The 18,989-nt window shown below is 71.6% G+C and carries 18 protein-coding genes; 8 read left to right on the plus strand and 10 right to left on the minus strand.

The genetic code is table 11. The annotated features are described in order from the left end of the window. Positions 1–437, minus strand: a 437-nt coding sequence (locus RKE29_RS10570) for an AraC family ligand binding domain-containing protein (protein ID WP_312004911.1), incomplete at its 3' end; no start/stop codon positions are given. Positions 438–654: 217 nt separating this feature from the next. On the opposite strand from RKE29_RS10570, the gene RKE29_RS10575 reads away from it, so the two are divergent. Then, positions 655–1,068 (plus strand): DUF2000 domain-containing protein, encoded by a 414-nt coding sequence (locus tag RKE29_RS10575; protein WP_312004888.1) that lies wholly within the window; start codon positions 655–657, stop codon positions 1,066–1,068. A 221-nt stretch (positions 1,069–1,289) separates the two neighbouring features. Here the strand turns inward: RKE29_RS10575 and RKE29_RS10580 are convergent, their stop codons facing one another. Continuing rightward, the gene (locus tag RKE29_RS10580; RefSeq protein WP_312004889.1) at positions 1,290–1,502 is read right to left on the minus strand and encodes a hypothetical protein; all 213 of its coding nucleotides are present in this window, start codon (positions 1,500–1,502) and stop codon (positions 1,290–1,292) included. Between the two features lie 376 nt (positions 1,503–1,878). Between RKE29_RS10580 and RKE29_RS10585 the strand changes: the two genes are divergently transcribed. Further along, a complete protein-coding gene (locus RKE29_RS10585; RefSeq protein WP_312004890.1) occupies positions 1,879–2,073 on the plus strand; it encodes a hypothetical protein in 195 nt (64 codons plus the stop codon). A 31-nt stretch (positions 2,074–2,104) separates the two neighbouring features. Here RKE29_RS10585 and RKE29_RS10590 read toward each other — a convergent pair whose 3' ends face one another. From RKE29_RS10590 to RKE29_RS10600, 3 genes are all read right to left on the minus strand, one after another. Further along, positions 2,105–2,467 carry an antibiotic biosynthesis monooxygenase gene (locus RKE29_RS10590; protein WP_312004891.1) on the minus strand — a complete coding sequence of 121 codons (363 nt, stop codon included), beginning with the start codon at positions 2,465–2,467 and terminating at the stop codon, positions 2,105–2,107. A 59-nt stretch (positions 2,468–2,526) separates the two neighbouring features. Beyond that, a complete protein-coding gene (locus RKE29_RS10595) occupies positions 2,527–2,886 on the minus strand; it encodes an antibiotic biosynthesis monooxygenase family protein (protein ID WP_312004892.1) in 360 nt (119 codons plus the stop codon). Between the two features lie 642 nt (positions 2,887–3,528). Further along, positions 3,529–5,865: a DHA2 family efflux MFS transporter permease subunit gene (locus tag RKE29_RS10600; RefSeq protein ID WP_312004893.1), complete on the minus strand. Its 2,337-nt coding sequence runs from the start codon at positions 5,863–5,865 to the stop codon at positions 3,529–3,531. 182 nt (positions 5,866–6,047) lie between these two features. On the opposite strand from RKE29_RS10600, the gene RKE29_RS10605 reads away from it, so the two are divergent. The 3 genes from RKE29_RS10605 to RKE29_RS10615 all read left to right on the plus strand — a co-directional run bounded on the left by RKE29_RS10605 (position 6,048) and on the right by RKE29_RS10615 (position 13,207). Further along, complete coding sequence (locus tag RKE29_RS10605; RefSeq protein WP_312004894.1) at positions 6,048–7,208, plus strand: peptidoglycan-binding protein; 1,161 nt, start codon at positions 6,048–6,050, stop codon at positions 7,206–7,208. A gap of 183 nt (positions 7,209–7,391) precedes the next feature. Continuing rightward, positions 7,392–8,054 carry an HAD-IA family hydrolase gene (locus tag RKE29_RS10610; RefSeq protein ID WP_312004895.1) on the plus strand — a complete coding sequence of 221 codons (663 nt, stop codon included), beginning with the start codon at positions 7,392–7,394 and terminating at the stop codon, positions 8,052–8,054. A 392-nt stretch (positions 8,055–8,446) separates the two neighbouring features. Continuing rightward, positions 8,447–13,207 (plus strand): type ISP restriction/modification enzyme, encoded by a 4,761-nt coding sequence (locus RKE29_RS10615; RefSeq protein WP_312004896.1) that lies wholly within the window; start codon positions 8,447–8,449, stop codon positions 13,205–13,207. A gap of 212 nt (positions 13,208–13,419) precedes the next feature. On the opposite strand, the gene RKE29_RS10620 is transcribed toward RKE29_RS10615, so the two are convergent. The 5 genes from RKE29_RS10620 to RKE29_RS10640 all read right to left on the minus strand — a co-directional run bounded on the left by RKE29_RS10620 (position 13,420) and on the right by RKE29_RS10640 (position 17,190). Continuing rightward, on the minus strand, positions 13,420–14,553 hold the full coding sequence (locus tag RKE29_RS10620) for a methyltransferase domain-containing protein (protein ID WP_312004897.1): 1,134 nt from the start codon (positions 14,551–14,553) through the stop codon (positions 13,420–13,422). Between the two features lie 23 nt (positions 14,554–14,576). Further along, positions 14,577–15,443 carry a radical SAM protein gene (locus RKE29_RS10625; protein WP_312004898.1) on the minus strand — a complete coding sequence of 289 codons (867 nt, stop codon included), beginning with the start codon at positions 15,441–15,443 and terminating at the stop codon, positions 14,577–14,579. Between the two features lie 349 nt (positions 15,444–15,792). Next, positions 15,793–15,975, minus strand: a complete 183-nt coding sequence (locus tag RKE29_RS10630; RefSeq protein WP_312004899.1) for a hypothetical protein — start codon at positions 15,973–15,975, stop codon at positions 15,793–15,795. Between the two features lie 590 nt (positions 15,976–16,565). Beyond that, positions 16,566–16,874: a hypothetical protein gene (locus RKE29_RS10635; protein ID WP_312004900.1), complete on the minus strand. Its 309-nt coding sequence runs from the start codon at positions 16,872–16,874 to the stop codon at positions 16,566–16,568. Next, complete coding sequence (locus RKE29_RS10640; protein WP_312004901.1) at positions 16,855–17,190, minus strand: hypothetical protein; 336 nt, start codon at positions 17,188–17,190, stop codon at positions 16,855–16,857. The genes RKE29_RS10635 and RKE29_RS10640 overlap by 20 nt, the downstream gene beginning before the upstream one ends. Before the next feature lie 143 nt (positions 17,191–17,333). On the opposite strand from RKE29_RS10640, the gene RKE29_RS10645 reads away from it, so the two are divergent. The 3 genes from RKE29_RS10645 (at position 17,334) to RKE29_RS10655 (ending at position 18,949) form a co-directional block, all read left to right on the plus strand. After that, on the plus strand, positions 17,334–18,164 hold the full coding sequence (locus RKE29_RS10645) for a helix-turn-helix transcriptional regulator (protein ID WP_312004902.1): 831 nt from the start codon (positions 17,334–17,336) through the stop codon (positions 18,162–18,164). Continuing rightward, positions 18,161–18,535 carry a DUF397 domain-containing protein gene (locus tag RKE29_RS10650; RefSeq protein WP_312004903.1) on the plus strand — a complete coding sequence of 125 codons (375 nt, stop codon included), beginning with the start codon at positions 18,161–18,163 and terminating at the stop codon, positions 18,533–18,535. Before RKE29_RS10645 ends, RKE29_RS10650 begins: the two co-directional genes overlap by 4 nt. An 87-nt stretch (positions 18,536–18,622) precedes the next feature. After that, entirely contained in the window at positions 18,623–18,949 is a 327-nt protein-coding gene (locus RKE29_RS10655; RefSeq protein WP_312004912.1) for a DUF397 domain-containing protein, read from the plus strand. Positions 18,950–18,989 lie beyond the last annotated feature (40 nt).

Consider the following 18,989-nt stretch of genomic DNA (forward strand, 5'->3'; position numbering starts at 1 on the left):
CCGGGCGCGCGCGGCGGCCGGGTGGCGCTGCGGCGGACCATCGCGGTGACGGCCGCGGTCAGCCGCTCGTCGCGCACCAGCGGGCCCGCGCCGCCGCCGAGCGCGGCGTGCAGCCGCAGCAGGGCGCGGGCCAGCACCGGGTCGGTGAGCACCGGCAGGTCGAACAGCGGCATGGCGGTGGCGCGGCCGGCCACGCCGGTCAGCACCTCGCGCACCGCCTCGGGGCCGATGTGCACGATCCGGTACTGGTAGCCCAGCTCCGAGGCGGCCTCGCCGTCGTGCGGGTCGTCGGGGTTGAACACCATCACCATGCCCGCGCCGCTGGTGCGCAGCGCGCCCCGGCAGCGGAACCGCTGGGCGCCGACCTCGGTGACGGCGAAGGAGTACGCGTCGTGGCTGTGCGGGTGGAAGACGTGGCGGTAGAAGCGGGCGTGCATGGCTTCCACGGGCCGCTCGGGATCGCGCCAGTAGCGGGCCCAGCCGTCTCCCCCGCCGCCACGCACTGCCGTCCGATCCGCCACCCGCCCTATTGTGCCCGCCGCGGCGCGTGCTGCCGAACGCATTTCCCGGCGGGGCGGACGGGCCGCGCCGGGGCCGGTACGGCCGCACCAGCGTTCAAGACGCCGGGCCGGGCGGCGGGCGAGAGTGCCGGGCATGCGTTTCGACACGAAGATCGCCGTGGTGGTGCGGGACGACCTCGCCGCCTGGCAGAAGCTGAACGTGACCGCCTTCCTCGCCAGCGGCCTGGCGCACGCCACCGAAGAGATGGTCGGCAAGCCGTACGAGGACGCCTCGGGTACCGCCTACCTGCCGCTGTTCCGCGAGCCGGTGCTCGTCTTCGCCGCCGCCGACGGCGCCGCCCTGGCCCGCGCTCGCACCCGGGCGCTGGACCGCGGGCTGGCCGTGGCCGTCTACACCGAGGAGATGTTCGCCACGGGCAACGACGAGGACAACCGCGCGGCGGTGCGGGCGGTGGCGGCGGACGGCCTGCGGCTGGCGGGGCTGGCGGCGTACGGGCCGCGGACGGCCGTCGACAAGGCGACAAAGGGCCTGGCGCTGCACGGCTGACGCCGCCGGAGGCGGCGGGGCAGCCCGCCGTACGGCTGACGCGCGCCAGGGCGCCGCGCCCGCGTGCCGGGGGGGCACGCCGGGCGCCGGCCGCCACCCCGCACGCAGGGCACCGCACGCCGGCCCCGCACGCCGACCGTGCCGCCGACCACATCGCCCGGCCCCATCGCCGACCGCGCCGTTTCGGCCGGGGCAGGCCGCGGTCGGCCGCCTGTCCCGCGCTACTCGGACTGGTATCTGGCCGCCTCGGTCAGCACCCGGTCGCAGCGCTCCCAGTCGCGGCGCGCCTCCGGGGTGGTGGCGATGACGAAGTCAGCCGGTGCCACCACCTTGTCCACCCGGGCGCGGGTCTCCGCGTCCAGGGCCTCCCACGCCGCTGCGTCCTGCTTGTCCTGCGGTGACTGACCCGCAGTTCCAGCACTGCCAGTTTTCATTGTTGAGGCGCCTCCCATGGCTCGACCCGCACGCACCGCACATCCGCGTCCCTCCCTTGCGAGTACGGTCCCAGGGGGCCCAGCCGGGTACGGCCGCGCGCACCAGGTCCCCACCCCCCGTGGGCATCATGAGGGGCTTCGCACCGGGGACACAAGGGCCGCCCGCTCGTGTCACGCGCGTCGGCTCCTTCCACATATGCCGTGCGCCCTTGCGCGCCCGCGCTCCCCACCCGGCCGACCGCCGGTACCCACGGGACGGCAGTGACCGCAGGGGCGTCCAAGGCCCAAGGAGGCACGACGGGACGGACAACGTGAGCGAAATGACCGGCCCCGCGCGGGGCGACACCGGGATCACCCGTACGGGTGACGCCCGAGGATGTCGAGAAGGAGCTTGCGGACGGCCTGGACGAGGGCCTGTCGCCGGGCCCGGCGGGCCGCGCGGCTGGTCCCGGACACCCGCCACGACCTGGTGGAGACATGGACGCCGTACGAGCGCGAGGGCTTCGCGCGCATCCCGGCGCACTCGTCGGAGCCGTACGCGCGGCGCCGGTGCGCCAGGGAGCTGACGTGACCGGGCACGGCCGGGCCGCGGCGGGCGGAGGTCAGAGCGCGCGCCTGGCCACGCCGCCCTTCTCGTGGGAGAAGACCACGTCGTACGCCTTCTGCTCGCCCTTGGTCAGCTCCCCGATGGGCGCGAAGTGGGGTACGGCGGCCGGGTCCCGGACCATGGCCTCGAAGTCCTCCCGGCGCCGCCACCGCGTGTAGTCCACGACCTGGTAGCCGTCCACGCCGCGGTGGATGCTGGTGGACAGGTAGCCGGGGCGGTGGCGGATGTAGTTCTCGTGGGCGGCCATCAGCAGCTCCACCAGTCTGTGCTGGTCGCGCGGGCGGACGGGGAAGACGTTGATGAAGGTCGCCGCCGTGTCGTCGGTGTTGTCGGTGTTCTCGGCCGCTGGTGCGGTCATGGTCCTTCCTTTCGGTCGCCGCTGTCGCGGTGCTCGGACGTCGCTGCCGGGCGCGGGGGTCAGCCGGTGCTGCGGTGGACCACGAGGCGCATGTGCCTGCGCTCGACGATGGTCGCGGTGATGGGGTCGGACAGCTCCGGGAAGAAGTCCCGCCGGGCTGCCCACGCCGCGTAGTCCTCCTGGCTGCTCCACTCGCTGGTGATGAGCCACTGGGTCGGGTCGTCGGCGGCCTGGCAGAGCTGCTCGGAGACATGGCCCGGGGCCTGCGCGACCCGGTGCCGGATCGAGTCGTACGCGGCCAGGAAGCGGGCCTCGTCGCCCGGGGCGACGCTGGCGAAGTACAGGATGCGGATCGGTCCTGCCGGGCTGTCGGCGGCCTCGGGCCGGACGGCCGGGGCGGATTCGGCGGGCTGGGTCATGGGTGCGGGTCCTCTCCCGCGGCGGCGTGCCGGAGCGGCGGGACCCGCGGCGGTCGCGGGACCCGCGCGCGTCCCCTGCCCGGCCACGCTGCCGCGCTGCCTTGGCGAATCTCTCGCCGGGCCGTGATCGGTGCTCTGACGTCCGCTGCTCCGGGGTACGGGCCGCCGCTCGGCGGTGCCGGGCCGTGCGGCCCGGGCGGCTGCCGGGCGGGGCGGCAGCGCCGGTCCGGCCGCGGGCGGCGGGCCGCGCACGGCGGCCGGGGCCGCGGACTGTGCCGGGCGCCCGGCCCACCGGGTGCCCGTCTGGTCTCCGTGTCCAATAACTGTGCGGTAGGTGCCGGGAGGAGCGGCTTCGGTGTCGGGTGCCCGCGCCGGGCCCCTTTCCCGGGCGGCTTCGGATGGTGGGGCACACCCTAGGCGGCCCGACTTGACCGCCGATCGAAAGCCTCTGGCGTCGGCGGACGCGCCCCCTCGCCGACGTGAGCCCCCCGCGCCCGTACGCCGTCCCGCGCGAGCGGGCGCGCCCCCCCGCCGGTCACCCGGACGCCGACCGGGCACGGCGGTGCGGCGGCCGGGCACGGGCGGGGCGCCGACCGGCGGCCGCCGCCCCCGCCGTCACCCCGCCGTCACGCCCGGCTGCCGTCACTCCCGGCTGAAGGGCCCGTCGCCCCGCGCGTGGCGGCGCGCCTCGGACCAGGCCGCGGCCGAGTGGTTGCCCCGCTCGGGCGGTTCCCCGCGGCCCGGGCGGGGCCGCTCGGCGTCGGAGCCGCACAGTTCGCGGTTCAGTTCGCGCACGAGCGCGCTCAGGCCGGCCGGGCGGTCCGCCGTCCACCAGTCGCCCAGCAGCTCCCCCAGGGCCTCCTCGCGGGCCCGCAGCAGCCGGTCGGTCACCCGCCGCCCGTCCGCCGTCAGGCTCAGCACCGTGCCCTCCCGCTGCACCAGGCCGCGCTCCTCGACCTGCCGGACCGCCGCGGTGACCACCCCCAGCGGCACGTGCGTCCGCGCGGCCAGCAGGCAGGGCTCGGCCGAGCCCTGGCGGCCGATGCGCAGCAGCATCCAGCTCGCGGCGGGCAGCAGGTCGAGACCGGCGCGCTCGGTGATGTCGGTGTAGATCCGCTTGCGGCCCTCGCGGCTGCCGAGCAGGGACAGCGCGCGGGCGCACTCCTCCTGGGAGGAGCGTTCGAGGGGGTTGGCGGCGATGACCTCCGCGGTGTCCGGCGCGGTGACCGAGGCGCGCAGCGGCTCCTCCCGCAGCAGCCAGGCCAGTACGAAGGCGACGGCCACCACCGGCACGGCGTAGAGGAAGACGTCGGTGATGGACTCGGCGTACGCGTGCAGCACGCCCGCCCGCTCGGCGGCGGGCAGCGTCACGACCGCGCGCGGGTCGGCGCTGAGGTCCCCGGGTGTCAGGCCGGGCGGCAGCGGGCGGCCGGCGAGCGCGTCGGCGATCCTCGGGCCGAGCCGGTCGGCGAAGAGCGTGCCGAAGACCGAGACGCCGAAGGAGGCGCCGATGGAGCGGAAGAAGGTGGCGCCCGAGGTGGCCACGCCCAGGTCCCCGTATCCGACCGAGTTCTGCACGATCAGCACGAGCACCTGCATCACCAGGCCGAGCCCGCAGCCGAAGACGAAGAAGTACGCGCTGGTCTCGGCCGTGCCGCTGGACTCGCTGAGCCGGTGCAGGAGCAGCAGGCCGACGGCGGTGACCGCGGTGCCCGCGATGGGGAACACCTTGTAGCGGCCGGTGCGGCTGACGACCTGGCCGGAGGCGGTGGAGGCCAGCAGCAGGCCCAGGACCATCGGCAGCATGTGCACGCCGGACATGGTCGGCGAGACGCCGTGCACGACCTGGAGGAAGGTCGGCAGGTAGGTCATGCTGCCGAACATCGCGAAGCCGACGACGAACGCGATGACCGAGCACAGCGTGAACGCCGGCACGCGGAACAGCCTCGGCGGCAGCACCGGCTCCGCCGCCCGCCGCTCCACCGCCACGAAGGCCGCGAGCAGCACGGCGCCCAGCACACCGAGCCCGACGATCTGCGGCGAGTCCCACGCGTACGTCACGCCGCCGAGCGAGGCCGTCAGCACCAGGGCCGCCGCGACCGCCGCGATCAGGGCGGTGCCCGGGTAGTCGATGGTGTGCCGCTCGCGGCGGGCCGGCAGGTGCAGTACGGCGGCGATGACCACCAGCGCGACCGCGCCGACCGGCAGGTTGACGTAGAACACCCAGCGCCAGCTGAGGTGGTCCACGAACAGCCCGCCGAGCAGCGGCCCCAGCACGCTCGTACCGCCGAAGACCGCGCCGAACAGGCCCTGGTAGCGGCCCCGCTCGCGCGGCGGCACCAGGTCGCCCACGATCGCCATCGACAGCGTGATCAGGCCGCCGCCGCCCAGGCCCTGCACCGCGCGGAACGCGATGAGCTGCGGCATGTCGCGCGCCAGGCCGCACAGCGCCGAGCCCGCCAGGAAGATGACGATGGCGGTCTGGAACAGCCGCTTGCGCCCGTACTGGTCGCCCAGCTTGCCCCACAGCGGGGTGGCGGCCGTGGACGCGAGCAGGTAGGCGGTGACGACCCACGACAGGTGTTCCATGCCGCCGAGGTCGCTGACGATCGTCGGCAGCGCCGTGGACACGATGGTCTGGTCGAGGGCGGCGATCAGCAGGCCGAGCAGCAGCGCGCCGATGGCCGCCAGGACGGCGCTGCGGGGCCGGTCCGCCCCGGCCTCCGCTGGGAAGGCGCCGAAGCCGGGGGCGGCGTCCCCGCCTTCAACGGCGTCCTGGCCTTCAGAGGCAGCCCGGCCGGGAACGGAAGCCTGCCCCGCGGCGGCGTCCTGCCCCGGGGCGGAAGCCTGCCCCTCAGCGGGGACCGGGCCCTCCTGTGCCGCGGCGGCCCGCCGGGGCTCGCCCGGATCCGGCAGGCCGGACTCCGGGTCCTGGCCGGGGTCTCCCGCCGGGTCGCGGCGGCTCGCGTCGGGCGCCATGGGGCCTCCCTGGGTCGCGGCCGGGTGTGCGGACGGCTCCCTTCCCCATCGTCACCCCACTTGCGGCGGTGTGTCCTGTTACGGGCCGTCGAGACGGGCCGCGAGAGAGCGGACAGGGGGACGCGACGGATCCCGGAACGGGGGTGCCGGGATAGTCTCGGGGCCTCCAGAAAGGGACTTCCGTGACTGAAACGCCCTGCCCGCAATGCTCCGCGGTCCCGCGCCAGTACGGCGGGCCCGGCTGCGTGTGCGCCCGGCAGGGCGCGGACGACGGGGCGGCCGAGCCCGCGCTCATACGCCCCTACATCGCCCTTCCAGGACTCGCCGGCCTCTCCGGCGGACAGGCGGAGGCCCCGGCCGCCCCGACAGCCCCACCGGCCCCGGCCGGCCCGGGCACGTGGGCCCCCGGCCCCGCCGGGCCGCGCGTACCCGACCAGGCCACGGCTCCCCCGGACGCGAACGGCCCGGCCCCCGGCGACCCGACACCGGCCGACCCGACACCGGCCGACCCGACGACGAACGCCCCCGCGACGGCCGCCGGGACGACGGACGGCCCACCGCCGACCGGTTTCGAGCTGCCGGCCGTGCGGCTGGCCCCGGAACGCCCGCCGCGCCCAGACGCCGGACCCGGCGGCGGCCGCCCCGACGCCGCCGACGGCCCCGGCGGCCCGTACGCCCCGCAGGACGACCCGGACGCGCCGACCCGGCACCGCAGGCGGCGGCCGGTGGTGGCGGTCCTCGCCGCGGCGGCCGTGGTGGCGCTGGTGTGCACCCTGGCGTTCGGCACGGGGCTGCTGGGCCGCGACAGCCACCACGGCTCGCCCGACCGGGTGCTGCCGGACGGGGGCCCGACCGTCGCGACGGCCCAGCCGACCCGGGCCGGTGAGCGGACCGGCGGCTCGTCCGCCACCGGCAGCCCCAGCGCCGGCTCCAGTTCCGGCCGCGCCAGCGGCAGGCCGGCCGACGGGCCGGGCGCGTCCGGGAGCCGCGTCCCGTCCGGCGCCGGCGCCGGCGGGCCCAAGGCCTCCGGCGGGCCGGGCGGCCCGTCCGCGCCGACCCCGACCGACGCGGCCGGCACCGGGTCCGCCCCGCCGGCCAGCTCCCCGCCCGACGACGGCCCGCCCGTACTGCGGCAGGGGGACCGGGGCGCGGAGGTGGTGGAGCTCCAGCAGCGCCTGCGGCAGGTGCTCAAGTACTTCGGCCCGATGGACGGCGTGTACGACGCGGACGTCAAGCGCGCGGTGAACGAGTACCAGGTGCGCTACGACGTGCAGGGCGACCCGGAGGGCGTGTACGGCGAACACACCCGGCGCGACCTGGAGTCCCGCACCGAGGACCCCTGACCGCCCCCGCCCCGGACGGCCGCGGCAGGCCGGCGTCCACCGGCCGGACGCCGCCGGCCGCGGCACTGGCGCGCCGGGCACCGGGCTTTGTATCGTATCGAAACAAAGAGGTTCCGCCCGCTTTCCCTGACCGGCGGGCGGGGCCTTTTCACCCTCCCCCCACCCCCTGCTTGGAGCCCGCTCATGCCGGCCACCACCACGTTCACCACTCGCGCGGTCCTGCTCGACATGGACGGGACCCTGGTCGACTCCGAAGCCTCCGTGGCGCGCTGCTGGCGCCGCTGGGCCGCCGAGCAGGGTCTTGACGCGGAGGCGGTGCTGGCCGTCGTCCACGGGCGGCAGGCGCACGTGAGCATGGCGGAGCTGCTGCCCGGCCGCCCGACGGAGCGGAACCTGGCCGACAGCAGGCGCCTGCTGGAGTGGGAGTCGACGGACACCGAGGGCGTCGTCCCCATACCCGGCGCCCCCGCCCTCCTGGCCGCCCTCGCCGACCACCCGCACGCCCTGGTCACCTCCGCGGCCCAGCCCCTGGCCGAGGCCCGGATGGGCGCGGCGGGGCTGCCGATGCCGCCCGTACGCGTCACGGCCGAACAGGTCGGCGCCAGCAAGCCGGACCCCGAGGCGTTCCTCAAGGGCGCGGCCGCTCTGGGCTTCTCGCCGGGCGACTGCGTGGCCTTCGAGGACTCCGCGGCGGGCGTCGCGGCGGGCCTGGCGGCCGGAATGCCGGTGGTGGGCGTGGGCCCACGCGCGGCGTCCCTGTCCCCCACGGCGCACGTACGCGACCTTGAGCAGGTCACGGTCGAACCCCTCCCGGACGGCCGCCTCCGGCTGCACGTCTCCGCGTAGGCCGGGCTCCGGCGCGTAAGCCGGGCTCCGGCGGCCCCCCTGAGGCCCGCCCGGCCCAGCTGGTCACGGACGCGGCTCGGAGCTGACGCGCGACGTTCTCAGGCACGGCCCAGCCTGCTCCCGCTGGGCCAGGGCGGTGCGATTGTTCTCGGCAAGAAGATGGCAGTACGGGATGGGAGGCGGTCTCTCGCTCCGGGGCTCACCAGTAGGGTCGTGAAGGTCTGGTGTAATCCAGGTGGCGCGCGGACGGGCGCGCTACCGAGCGCGAAGGAGTGCGAAGCGCGTTGACTGCGACCACGGCGTCGGTGCATGAAGTTCTCAAGGCGATCCGGGACGGCTCCACCGGAAACCGAAACCGGGGGACCCGCTTCGAGGAGTTCATGGTCCAGTACTTGAGCACCGACCCGCAGTGGACCGAGCAGTTCAGCCGCGTGTGGATGTGGGCCGACTGGCCGGGGGCCGAGCACGACAAGCGGGACACCGGCATCGACCTGGTCGCACAGGACCGGGAGACGGGTGGCTTCTGCGCCATCCAGTGCAAGTTCTACGAGCCCCACCACACGATCCGCAAGGAGGACATCGACTCCTTCTTCACGGCCTCCGGTAAGGGAGCCTTCACCCGACGGATGATCATCTCCACCACCGACAAGTGGAGTGACCACGCCGAGTCGGCCCTGGACGATCAGCAGATCCCGGTCACCCGGCTCGGCCTGTCGGACATCGCGAGCAGCCCGGTGGAGTGGCACCTGCCAGCTCCGGGCCTGAACGTCGACTTCGAGATGACGCTGCGGGAGAAGAAGAAGCCGCGCCCCCACCAGCGTGAGGCGATCGACGACGTCTTCGCCGGCTTCGCTCAGTACGACCGCGGCAAGCTCATCATGGCCTGTGGCACCGGCAAGACCTTCACCAGCCTGAAGATCGCTGAGCGCGTCCAGCGCGAGCGGGCAGAGGCAGGACAGGGCGAACGCACCGCCGTCCTGTTCCTGGTCCCTTCCATCGCTCTCCTCTCGCAGACGCTGCGCGAGTGGTCGTACGAGGCCGGAATATCACTGCGTGCCTTCGCCGTCTGCTCGGATACCAAGGTCGGCAAACAGAAGACCCAGGGCGACGACAAGGACATGTCCACCCACGACTTGGCCCTGCCCGCCACCACCGACCCGCACCGGCTGGTCGCACAGATGACCAGTGTTGAGGCAACACCAGGGCTGACGGTGGTGTTCTCCACCTACCAGTCGATCACGACCGTTGCGACCGCTCAGAAACAGGGGCTGGCGCGGTTCGACCTGGTCCTCTGCGACGAGGCTCACCGCACCACTGGCGTCACCCTGCCCGGCTACGACGAGTCCGCGTTCGTCCGGGTCCACGATGACAGCTTCATTGGCGCGGACCGCCGCCTGTACATGACCGCCACCCCGCGTGTGTACAGCGACGACACCAAGCAGGATGCCAAGGGCGCAGACGCGGCCGTTGCTTCCATGGACGACGAGTCGAAGTACGGTCCTGAGTTCCACCGCCTCGGCTTCGGCAAGGCCGTGGAGCAGGGCCTGCTCACCGACTACAAGGTCCTCATCCTCACCGTGGACGAGGGCGTGGTCGCCAAGACCCTTCAGGAGGGGTTCTCCGGCGGCGCCTCCGAGCTGAACCTCGATGACGCCGCAAAGATCATCGGTTGCTGGAACGCGATGGCCAAGCGTACCGGCACCTTCACCGACGGCTCGGGCTTCGGCAAGGACGAAGCCCCGATGAAGCGAGCCGTCGCCTTCGCCCGATCCATCAACGACTCCAAGAAGATCGCCGACCACTTCAACGAGATCGTTGACGCCTACGATGAGGGCGACGACGAGGTGCTGCGCTGCGACGTGAACCACGTTGACGGCAACTTCAACACCCTCCAGCGCAACCAGCTCCTCGACTGGCTCAAGCAGGACCCCGGCCCGGCCAACGCCCGCATCCTGTCCAACGCCCGATGCCTGTCCGAGGGTGTGGATGTACCGAGTCTGGACGCGGTGTTGTTCCTGCACCCACGCAACTCTGTGGTCGATGTGGTCCAGTCGGTTGGCCGAGTGATGCGCATCGCGCCAGGCAAGAACTACGGCTACATCATCCTGCCGGTGGCCGTTCCGGCGGGGATGCCGCCGGAGCAGGCGCTCTCAAAGAACGAGCGGTTCAAGACGGTCTGGCAGGTCCTCCAGGCACTGCGCGCCCACGACGACCGCTTCAACGCGACCGTCAACCAGATCAAGCTGAACAACAAGGCTCCCGAGAACATCGGTGTGGGCCACATCGGGCCGGGTGACGAGACCGTCGGTGACCAGGACGGCTCCAGCACCTCCGACCACGCTACCCAGGAAGCCAGGAGCGCCCAGCAGGTTCAAGAGGCCCTGTTCAAGGTCGAAGACTGGCGCGACGCCATCTACGCCCGCATCGTGGACAAGGTCGGTGAACGCAAGTACCTGGAGGACTGGGCCAAGGACATCGCCGGGATTGCCCGGGCTCATGTCACACGGATCAAGGCCGCCCTTGCCCTACCCGACAAGCGCGCCGCCTTCGAACGGTTTCTCACCGAACTGCGCACGATCATAAACCCCGGCCTCACCGATGATGCGGCCGTTGACATGCTCGCCCAACACATCGTCACCAAGCCAGTCTTCGATGCACTGTTCGGCAGCTACGCCTTCGCCGACCACAACCCGGTCTCCCGGGCCATGCAGCGGATGCTCGACGTACTCGACAACCAGGGCCTGGAGACCGAGGCCAGGACCCTGGAGGAGTTCTACCGGTCGGTGCGGGTGCGCGCCGAGGGCGTCGACCACGAGGGTCGCCAGCAGTTCATCATCGAGCTGTACGACAAGTTCTTCAAGACGGCCACGAAGAAGGCAGCCGACGCGCTCGGCATCGTATATACCCCGGTCGAGGTCGTCGACTTCATCATCCGCTCCACCGAACAGGCCCTGACCAAGCACTTCGGACGCTCGCTGTCCGATCAGAACGTCCACGTAATCGACCCCTTCGTCGGCACCGGCACATTCCCAGTGCGGCTGCTCCAATCCGGTCTGATCAAGCCGGAGGACCTGCTGCGCAAGTACACCCGCGAGCTGCACGCCAACGAAATCGTGCTGCTGGCGTACTACATCGCCGCCGTAAACATCGAGGCGGCCTTCCACGACCTGACCCGCAGCGAGTACCAGCCGTTCGAGGGCATCGTCCTGACCGACACGTTCCAACTCGCCGAAGGCGGCACGGCGAAGCTCGACGGCATGGAGGTGCTTGAGGGCAACAGCGAGCGAGCCAGGAAGCAACGCAGGCAGCCCATCACCGTCGTGATCGGCAACCCGCCCTACTCGGTCGGGCAGGACAGCGTCAACGACAACAACCAGAACCTCAAGTACGAGGTGCTTGACGCCCGTATCGCCGAGACGTACGTGGCCGAGTCCGCAGTCGGCAACAAGAACAAGCTCTACGACTCCTATATCCGAGCCATCCGCTGGGCGTCGGACCGCATCACGGGCGAGGGCGTCGTCGCGTTCGTCTCCAATGGCGGCTACATCGACGGCACCAGCGCGGATGGCCTGCGCAAGTCGCTGGTCAAGGAGTTCGACGCGATTTACTGCTACAACCTGCGAGGCAACCAGCGCACTGCTGGGGAGCAGTCCCGGAAGGAAGGCGGCAAGATCTTCGGCTCGGGCAGCCGTAACACCGTTGCCATCCTGATCCTCGCCAAGGGCGACAAGAACGGCACCCCCGCATCGGGCTGCGAACTGCACTACTACGAGGTCGACGACTATCTCACCCGCGAGGAGAAGCTGAACCAGCTCCGCATCCAGAGCCTGGGTACCGTGGAGTGGGAGAAGATCACCCCGAACGCCGAGGGCGACTGGATCAACCAGCGCGACGAGAGCTACGCGGCCTTCCAAGCCATCGGCGACAAGGACAAGGCCCTCGCCAACCAGTCCGTGTTCGCGCTCTACTCCAGCGGCCTGAACTCCGCTCGCGACTCCTGGGTCTACAACTTCTCCGAAGAGAAGGTACGCACCAACGTGGAGTCGATGATCGACTTCTACAACGACCAGGTGCAGGGATTCCACGCCCACCGCAAGGCCAGCGGGGTAACTGCTCCCAGCATCAAGGACGTCGAGCAGTGGATCGACACCGACGACAAGAAGATCAGCTGGAACCGCGCCGACAAGACCAGGCTCGCCAAGGGGGAGAAGTACGTCTACGACGCCGCCTGCGTCGTCACCTCCTCCTACCGGCCCTTCACCAAGCAGAAGCTGTACTTCCACTCGCGGCTGAACGACATGACGTACCAGCTGCCCCGGCTGTTCCCGACAGCGGAGCACGAGAACTTCGGTTTCTACGTCACAGGTCCTGGCGCCGATGAGCCGTTCTCGGTGCTTATGTTCGACGACATCCCGAATCTGCACGCGGTTGGGACCAGGAGCATGGGCCCGCTGTTCCCGCGCTACATGTACCGGGAGCTGGCAGTCGATGGTGGCTTCGACTTCGGGGAGGGCGAAGGTTACGAGCGCGTCGACAACATCACCGACGCTGCCCTTGCGGGGTACCGCGATGCGTACAAGGACCCCACCATCGCGAAAGACGACATCTTCTACTACGCCTACGCCCTGCTCCACTCCCAGGAGTACCGCGAGCGCTTTGCCGCCGACTTGAAGAAGTCCCTGCCCCGCATCCCGAAGGTCCAGGACTTCCACGGTTTCGCTGCGTCCGGTCGCGCGCTCGCCAGGTTGCACCTGGGCTACGAGCAGGCCGAGCCCCACAAGGGCATCGTCGAGACGGTAATCGGCGACGCGTCCGCTACCCCTCCGAGTGAGCTGTACCGGGTCACCAAGATGAAGATCCCAAAGGTGAAAGGCCAGACTGACCGGTCCACGATTGTTTACAATGCCCGGGTCAAGCTGACCAACATCCCGGAGGATGCGTACCGCTACCAACTGGGTGCCCGCTCTGCGATCGAGTGGATCATCGACCGCTACCAGGTCAAGGTCGACAAGGCGTCGGGGATCATCAACAATCCCAACGACTGGTCCGACGATCCGAGGTACATCATCGATCTACTAAAGCGGATCGTCACGGTCAGCCTGGAGACGATGAAGATCGTGGATGCTCTTCCGGCACTGGACATCCTGGAGTAGCCCGCCAGCTCGACGGAAAATCAAGGAGAGGAAGGGCGCCTGTTTGAGCTAAAGGCTGTCCCGTAACCCCCGGCGGGCTCCCGACGCCAGCTACGGCCACTCGCGACGTTGACGAAACATCCGAATAGAACCACGATTCGGACGCATCGCCGCCTTGCGATTGACCGCATCTGACGCCGCTCGCTGATCCACCAGGGATGACGGGACAGCCTTTAGTCGATGGTGGCCGACCACTTACCGCGTGTCAGGTGGCACACACCGTCCGGGGTGATCGTCACGCGGGCCCCGTGGAGCGGCAGGCTGCCCTCCGCGTTGAGCCGGTTGCGGATGCGCTCCAGGGCGTCCCAGAGGCGCCGGGGACCGCCCTGATGGACCGTGGGCGGGTCGGTCCACGTGGCGCTCGCCCGTGCCCAGGAGCCGTCGCGGTGGAGCAGCCACGCCGTGCGCTCCCGGCCGTGCTGCTCGTAGCGGATCTCCACGCCCGGGGTGGTGATCTCCAGCATGGAGCGCAGTTCCCACGCGTTCTCGATGTCCAGGACCGGGTACCGGCCGATGGTGATCGTCTCCCCTTCCCTGTCCCGTACGACAGTGAACAGCTTCTCCAGTCCGGGCGGGTAGTCGGGACCGGTCCGGGTGGTCATGAACCCGGCCCAGTCCCGTTCGATCTGCCCTTCCGCGCTGCCGTCGTCGCGTTTCCAGGCGGTCAGGATCAGCGAGGTGTTGGCGATGGTGGTCACGAGTCGGCCGCCGGGCCGCAGGGCGGCCAGCCAGGACGCCGGGAGGGGCCGTACGGACACGGTGGCGACGATCCGGTCGTACGACGTGCCGGGCAGCGGTCCTGTGGCGTCGCACGCGACGATGTGGGGCCGCAGGCCCATCCGGTCCAGCCGTTCGGCCGCCGCCTCGGTGAGGTACGGCTCCACGTCCACGCTGGTGACCCGGCGGTCGCCCAGCCGCCGGGCGGCGTAGGCGGTCAGGCCGCCCGCGCCCGTGCCCACGTCCAGCAGGTCCAGGCCGTCGGTCAGGCGCGCGTGCCGCAGCATGCGGACCACCAGGCCGGGGTGGGTGGCGGAGGACGTCGGCCTGCCCTCGGGCCGGTCGCCCGGTCGGGCGTGGTCGGCGTGGAGTCCCCCGACGCTGGTGACCAGGGAGGTGTCGCTGTAGGCCGCCCGCAGCCACGCGGCCGGGTCGGTCGGGCCGTCGTGCAGCTCCCAGCCGTCGCCGTCGCGGGTCCACCAGCGCGGTACCAGCTCGTGCCGGGGCACGGTGGCCACGGGGTCACGCCACCGGGATACGGGGTCGGTGACCTCCTGCGCCAGCCGGGCCGCGTGCTCCTGCCACTCCATGGGTGCCTCTCCTGTCTGCCTGTCTAGTCGTACGCGGGGTCGCACGCCTCGGTGTCGGCCGGGTCGCAGTCGTCGGAGTCGTCCGGCGGGCACGCCGCCGCGCCTCGGGCCGGGACCCGTTCGAGGGCGGCCCGCCATGCGGGGCCGCCGAGGAGGGCGGCCAGCGGCTTGTCCTTGACGTTGCCGCACGGCATGAAGCGGGAGAGCACGCACAGGGCCAGGCTGCCGTCCGGCAGGACGGCCGCGCGGCCCCGGCCGCAGCGCCCGCACAGTTCGGACGCGTCCGGAGGGGTGGTCCCGGCCGCCCTGCCGACCGCCCGTACGCGGTCGGTGTTGATCTGCGTCACGCCGAGCGAGCGCAGGTCTGCGCGGGCCTGTGCGGTGCGCTGGCACTCCAGGACGTGGACGATGCCCGCGCGCAGCGGGATGCCGAGCTGTAAGGCGGCTTCGATGTTGGCGCGGGTGCGCTGGAAGCTGCCCGGTCGGTGGGTGATGGTGTCGTGTTCGTCGGGGTCGTCGCTGTAGTAGCTGGTGGCCAGCGTGACCCCCTTCCGGCTGAACAGGTCCCACCACTGCGGCCGGACGTGGAACAGGTTGCTGTAGACCTCCACCGTCCGGTCCAGGCTCAGGGCCAACTCGACCAGGTCGGTCCACGCCGGGTGCAGCGTCGGCTCCCCGCCGATGAGCTGGATCTGCGGAATGCGCAGCGCCGCCGCGTCGATGATCACCGTCCGCCAGTCCGCGGCGGTCATGGTCCCGTGCGTCCCCTGGGGGCTGGAGGAGGACAGGCAGTGGGTGCAGGAGAGCTGGCAGCCCCCCGTGATCTCCAGCTCCAGCGTCGTGAGCAGACCTACCGGTGTGCGGGTCGGCTCCCGGGTGAGTGCCGTCATGGTGTGCCACCGTCCTTCTGGTCGGCTTGCCGATGTGCTTCCTGGTCTCGGGGCGCGGGGAGGAGGAGGCCCTGCGCGTCGGTCACGCTCCGCGCCCTCGGCCGTCGGCGCGGAGTGGTGGTGGTGGGGCGTCGACGCGGGGAAGGCTGGTCCCGCGTCGACGCCCCGGTGTCCCTCGCCGCTCCCTCCACGGACGGCGCCCGCGACCGCGCGGCGGTCAAGACACCGCGCGCCGCTCGGTGCGGGCCGACGGGTGGGAGCCAGCCGTGGAGCAGGGCTCTACCAGCCGTCGGAGGGACGGGCCCGGCCGCCGGGGGTGCATCGCCCCGGGGCCGGGGTCCTGGTGGTTCTAGCGGTTGTACTTGTCGGACAGGCGGTTGGCGACGTTCTCCGTCAGCCCTTGGGCCAGTTCTCGGATGTCGTCGGGTTGGCTCGGGTCCTCGGCGGTGCTCGCGATGTCGGCCAGAGCCCGGATGTCCGCGAACAGCTCCGCGTCGCTCACGTCGTTCGGGTCGGTCCGGTCGGTCGTCAAGGTCGGTCCTTTCTGTCGCGTCTGCCAGGACTGGCAAGGCGGGAGCGGGGGCTTGGCACCCGCCCGCACGCTCGCTGGGGGGCTGCGCGTGCGGGCGGGGGCGGAGTCGGGGGCGCCGGCGTTGTGCGACCAGCACCGGCTCCCCCGGTCCCTCACCGCTTCCAAGGGGGTAGGAAGCGGCACCCTTGTGGCGGACCGCCCAGGCCCTCGGTCCGCCGCCGGGCAGGCGGGGCGGGAGCCGGGCGCGTCCGCCCGTGCTCGCGTGATCCCCCGCCGGGGGTCGGTGCCCGCTCCGGCCGAAGTCCCCAGCGGCCGGAGCGGGTGCTTGGTGCCCGCCCCGGACGGACCGGTACCGCGGTCCGACAACCCGGGGCGGGGCTTTCCCGTTTCCCGCCCGACGCGTTCCCATCAGTTCCTGGGAAGGCTGACCGAGAGAGGCGGGAAACGGGGGCTTACGTACGGGGACGGGTCGCCGGAGAGGGCGACAAAAGGGAGAGCGCGCAGCCCCGGAGGAAGAATCCCACGCCCGTGGGGCTGTGAGACGCCTACCGCACGCTCAAGTCGTCTTCATGCCGGGTCAGGTCTTCGGTTCACGGTTCCCCGTTTCTGGAATCTCGCGGGCACTCCGAGGCGTCAGGAGAAAGCCTCCCGGCAAGTGCGTGGAGTTCGCACCCGCGCCGCCAACGGCTGTCGGCGTTGGCCTGTGCGACGCGGGCGCGCAGCTCTTCACCCTTGGTCGCCTGACGGAATTCGGTGGTGTTCCACGTTTCGGGCCCGGCGGGTTCTCGGAGCGTCAGTTTCTCTCCGTCCCAGCCCCACGCGACGCCGATCCGGTCGTGGCCGGTGTCGGCGACCAGCTCCCCGAGACCAGGTACGTAGTCAGGGTTTTCGCTGCTCACCGCCACCTCCATGGCTCAGCGCGCCGACCAGCGCCCTGGCCACCTCCGGCCGTGCCAGCGCCTCCCGCAGCGCACGCTCGGCGGTCACGGCGGGCAAGGGGGCGCGTTTGCCCGCCAAGAGGGCGCGCAGCCCTTCCGCGATGCGCTCGGCCACTTCTCCGGGCAACAGCGGCAGGGACACAAAAGGCTCGCCGTCGGATGGTTCGGGGTAGACCCCGAGTGCCCACCCGTGTTCCCGAAGGGCGCCCTGCAACGTCTGTGCTATCTCTTCGGAGTTGCGTGGGCGTTGGCCGGTGGGGCCGAGGGTGGTCAGCATCGAGACATCCTCGTACGTACGTTCTGCGCTTACTCCTGGCGGGTTGCCAAGCCGTCTTGCCATCACCAGGATTACCCAAGCCTGGTATGAACAACAGGGGGAACAGAGTTCCAAACCGCGTGGAACATCGGAGGGTTGGGCGCGTGGAGTCATCAGCCGGTCCGGAGCCGGACGAGCCGCAGGACGGAGCCGCGTACCTCGGCCAGGAGGTGAAGTTCGCCCGCGAGCACGCGGGAATGACCCAGCAGGAGCTCGCGGACGAGGCCCACTACAAGCGGCCGTACGTCACGAAGGTAGAAGGCGGCTCGCTGATGGCGTCGGAGCAGTTCGCGGCCGCCTGCGACCGCGTCTTCAACACGCCAGGGTACTTCGCCCGGCTGCGGCGCCGGGTGAGCGAGCGCGGCCACCCGGGCTGGTTCATCCCGTACCTGAAGCTGGAGCGGGAGGCCACGTCGATCTGCGACTACTCGAACGCGTTCGTCATGGGCATGTTGCAGACTCCGGACTACGCCGAGGCCGTCTTCCGGTCGACTCATCCCCGGGAGACGGACAAGCAGATCAAGGCGCGGGTGGAGGCGCGGCTGCGCCGGTACGAGGTGATGGGGCGGGAGAAGCCGCCGCTGCTGTGGGTGATCCTGCAAGAGGCGGTCCTGCGGACCGTCGTGGGCAGCCACGCCGTCATGGTGCACCAGTTGGAGTCTCTGGCGGCCGAGATGGTGACGCCGCACGTCACGGTGCAGGTGCTGCCCTTCGAGGCCGGCGCCCCAGCATCGAGCCTTCCGTTTATCCTGCTGACCCAGGACGACGGGCCCTCCGTCGTCTACTCGGAGAGCAGGGACCAAGGGCACGTGACCGACTCCGCGACGGCCGTGGCCAGCGCACAGGCCACGTACGAGCGGCTGCGCGCCGCCGCCCTGTCGCCGGACAGGTCGCTGGCTCTCATCCGCCAGATCACGGAGGAACACGCCAGATGAGCACCCCCCAGCCCACCGCCGCCGTGGAGTGGATCAAGAGCACGTACAGCGGTGGCGAGGGTGGCAACTGCCTTGAGTGGGCGCCGTCGGCCGCCGCCGGTGGTTCCGTTCCGGTCCGGGACAGCAAGACACCCCACGGCCCGGCCCTGACCTTCCCGACCGGGGAGTGGTCGGCGTTCGCGGAGTGGGTCAAGAGCTCGTACAGCGGTGGTGATGGTGGCAACTGCCTTGAGTGGGTGCCGTCGCTCGCCGCCGGTGGTTCCGTTCCGGTCCGGGACAGCAAGACACCCCACGGCCCGGCCCTGACCTTCCCGACCGGAGCGTGGTCGGCGTTCGTGGAGGGCGTGAAGACCCGGACGCTCAGCCTGTAGTCTCCGGCCCCCACGCTCGCCCCAGCACACCCCTGAGCCGGTACGCCACGGCCCCCACCTGGTGCCAGGTGGGGGCCGTCGGCATCACTGGTCGCACGTGACGCCGCGGCGCCTTCCGAGGCCGACCTNTCGGCCGCCGCCGGTGGTTCCGTTCCGGTCCGGGACAGCAAGACACCCCACGGCCCGGCCCTGACCTTCCCGACCGGGGAGTGGTCGGCGTTCGCGGAGTGGGTCAAGAGCTCGTACAGCGGTGGTGATGGTGGCAACTGCCTTGAGTGGGTGCCGTCGGCCGCCGCCGGTGGTTCCGTTCCGGTCCGGGACAGCAAGACACCCCACGGCCCGGCCCTGACCTTCCCGACCGGAGCGTGGTCGGCGTTCGTGGAGGGCGTGAAGACCCGGACGCTCAGCCTGTAGTCTCCGGCCCCCACGCTCGCCCCAGCACACCCCTGAGCCG

The organism is Streptomyces sp. B1866, assembly GCF_031932565.1.
Classification (GTDB): domain Bacteria; phylum Actinomycetota; class Actinomycetes; order Streptomycetales; family Streptomycetaceae; genus Streptomyces.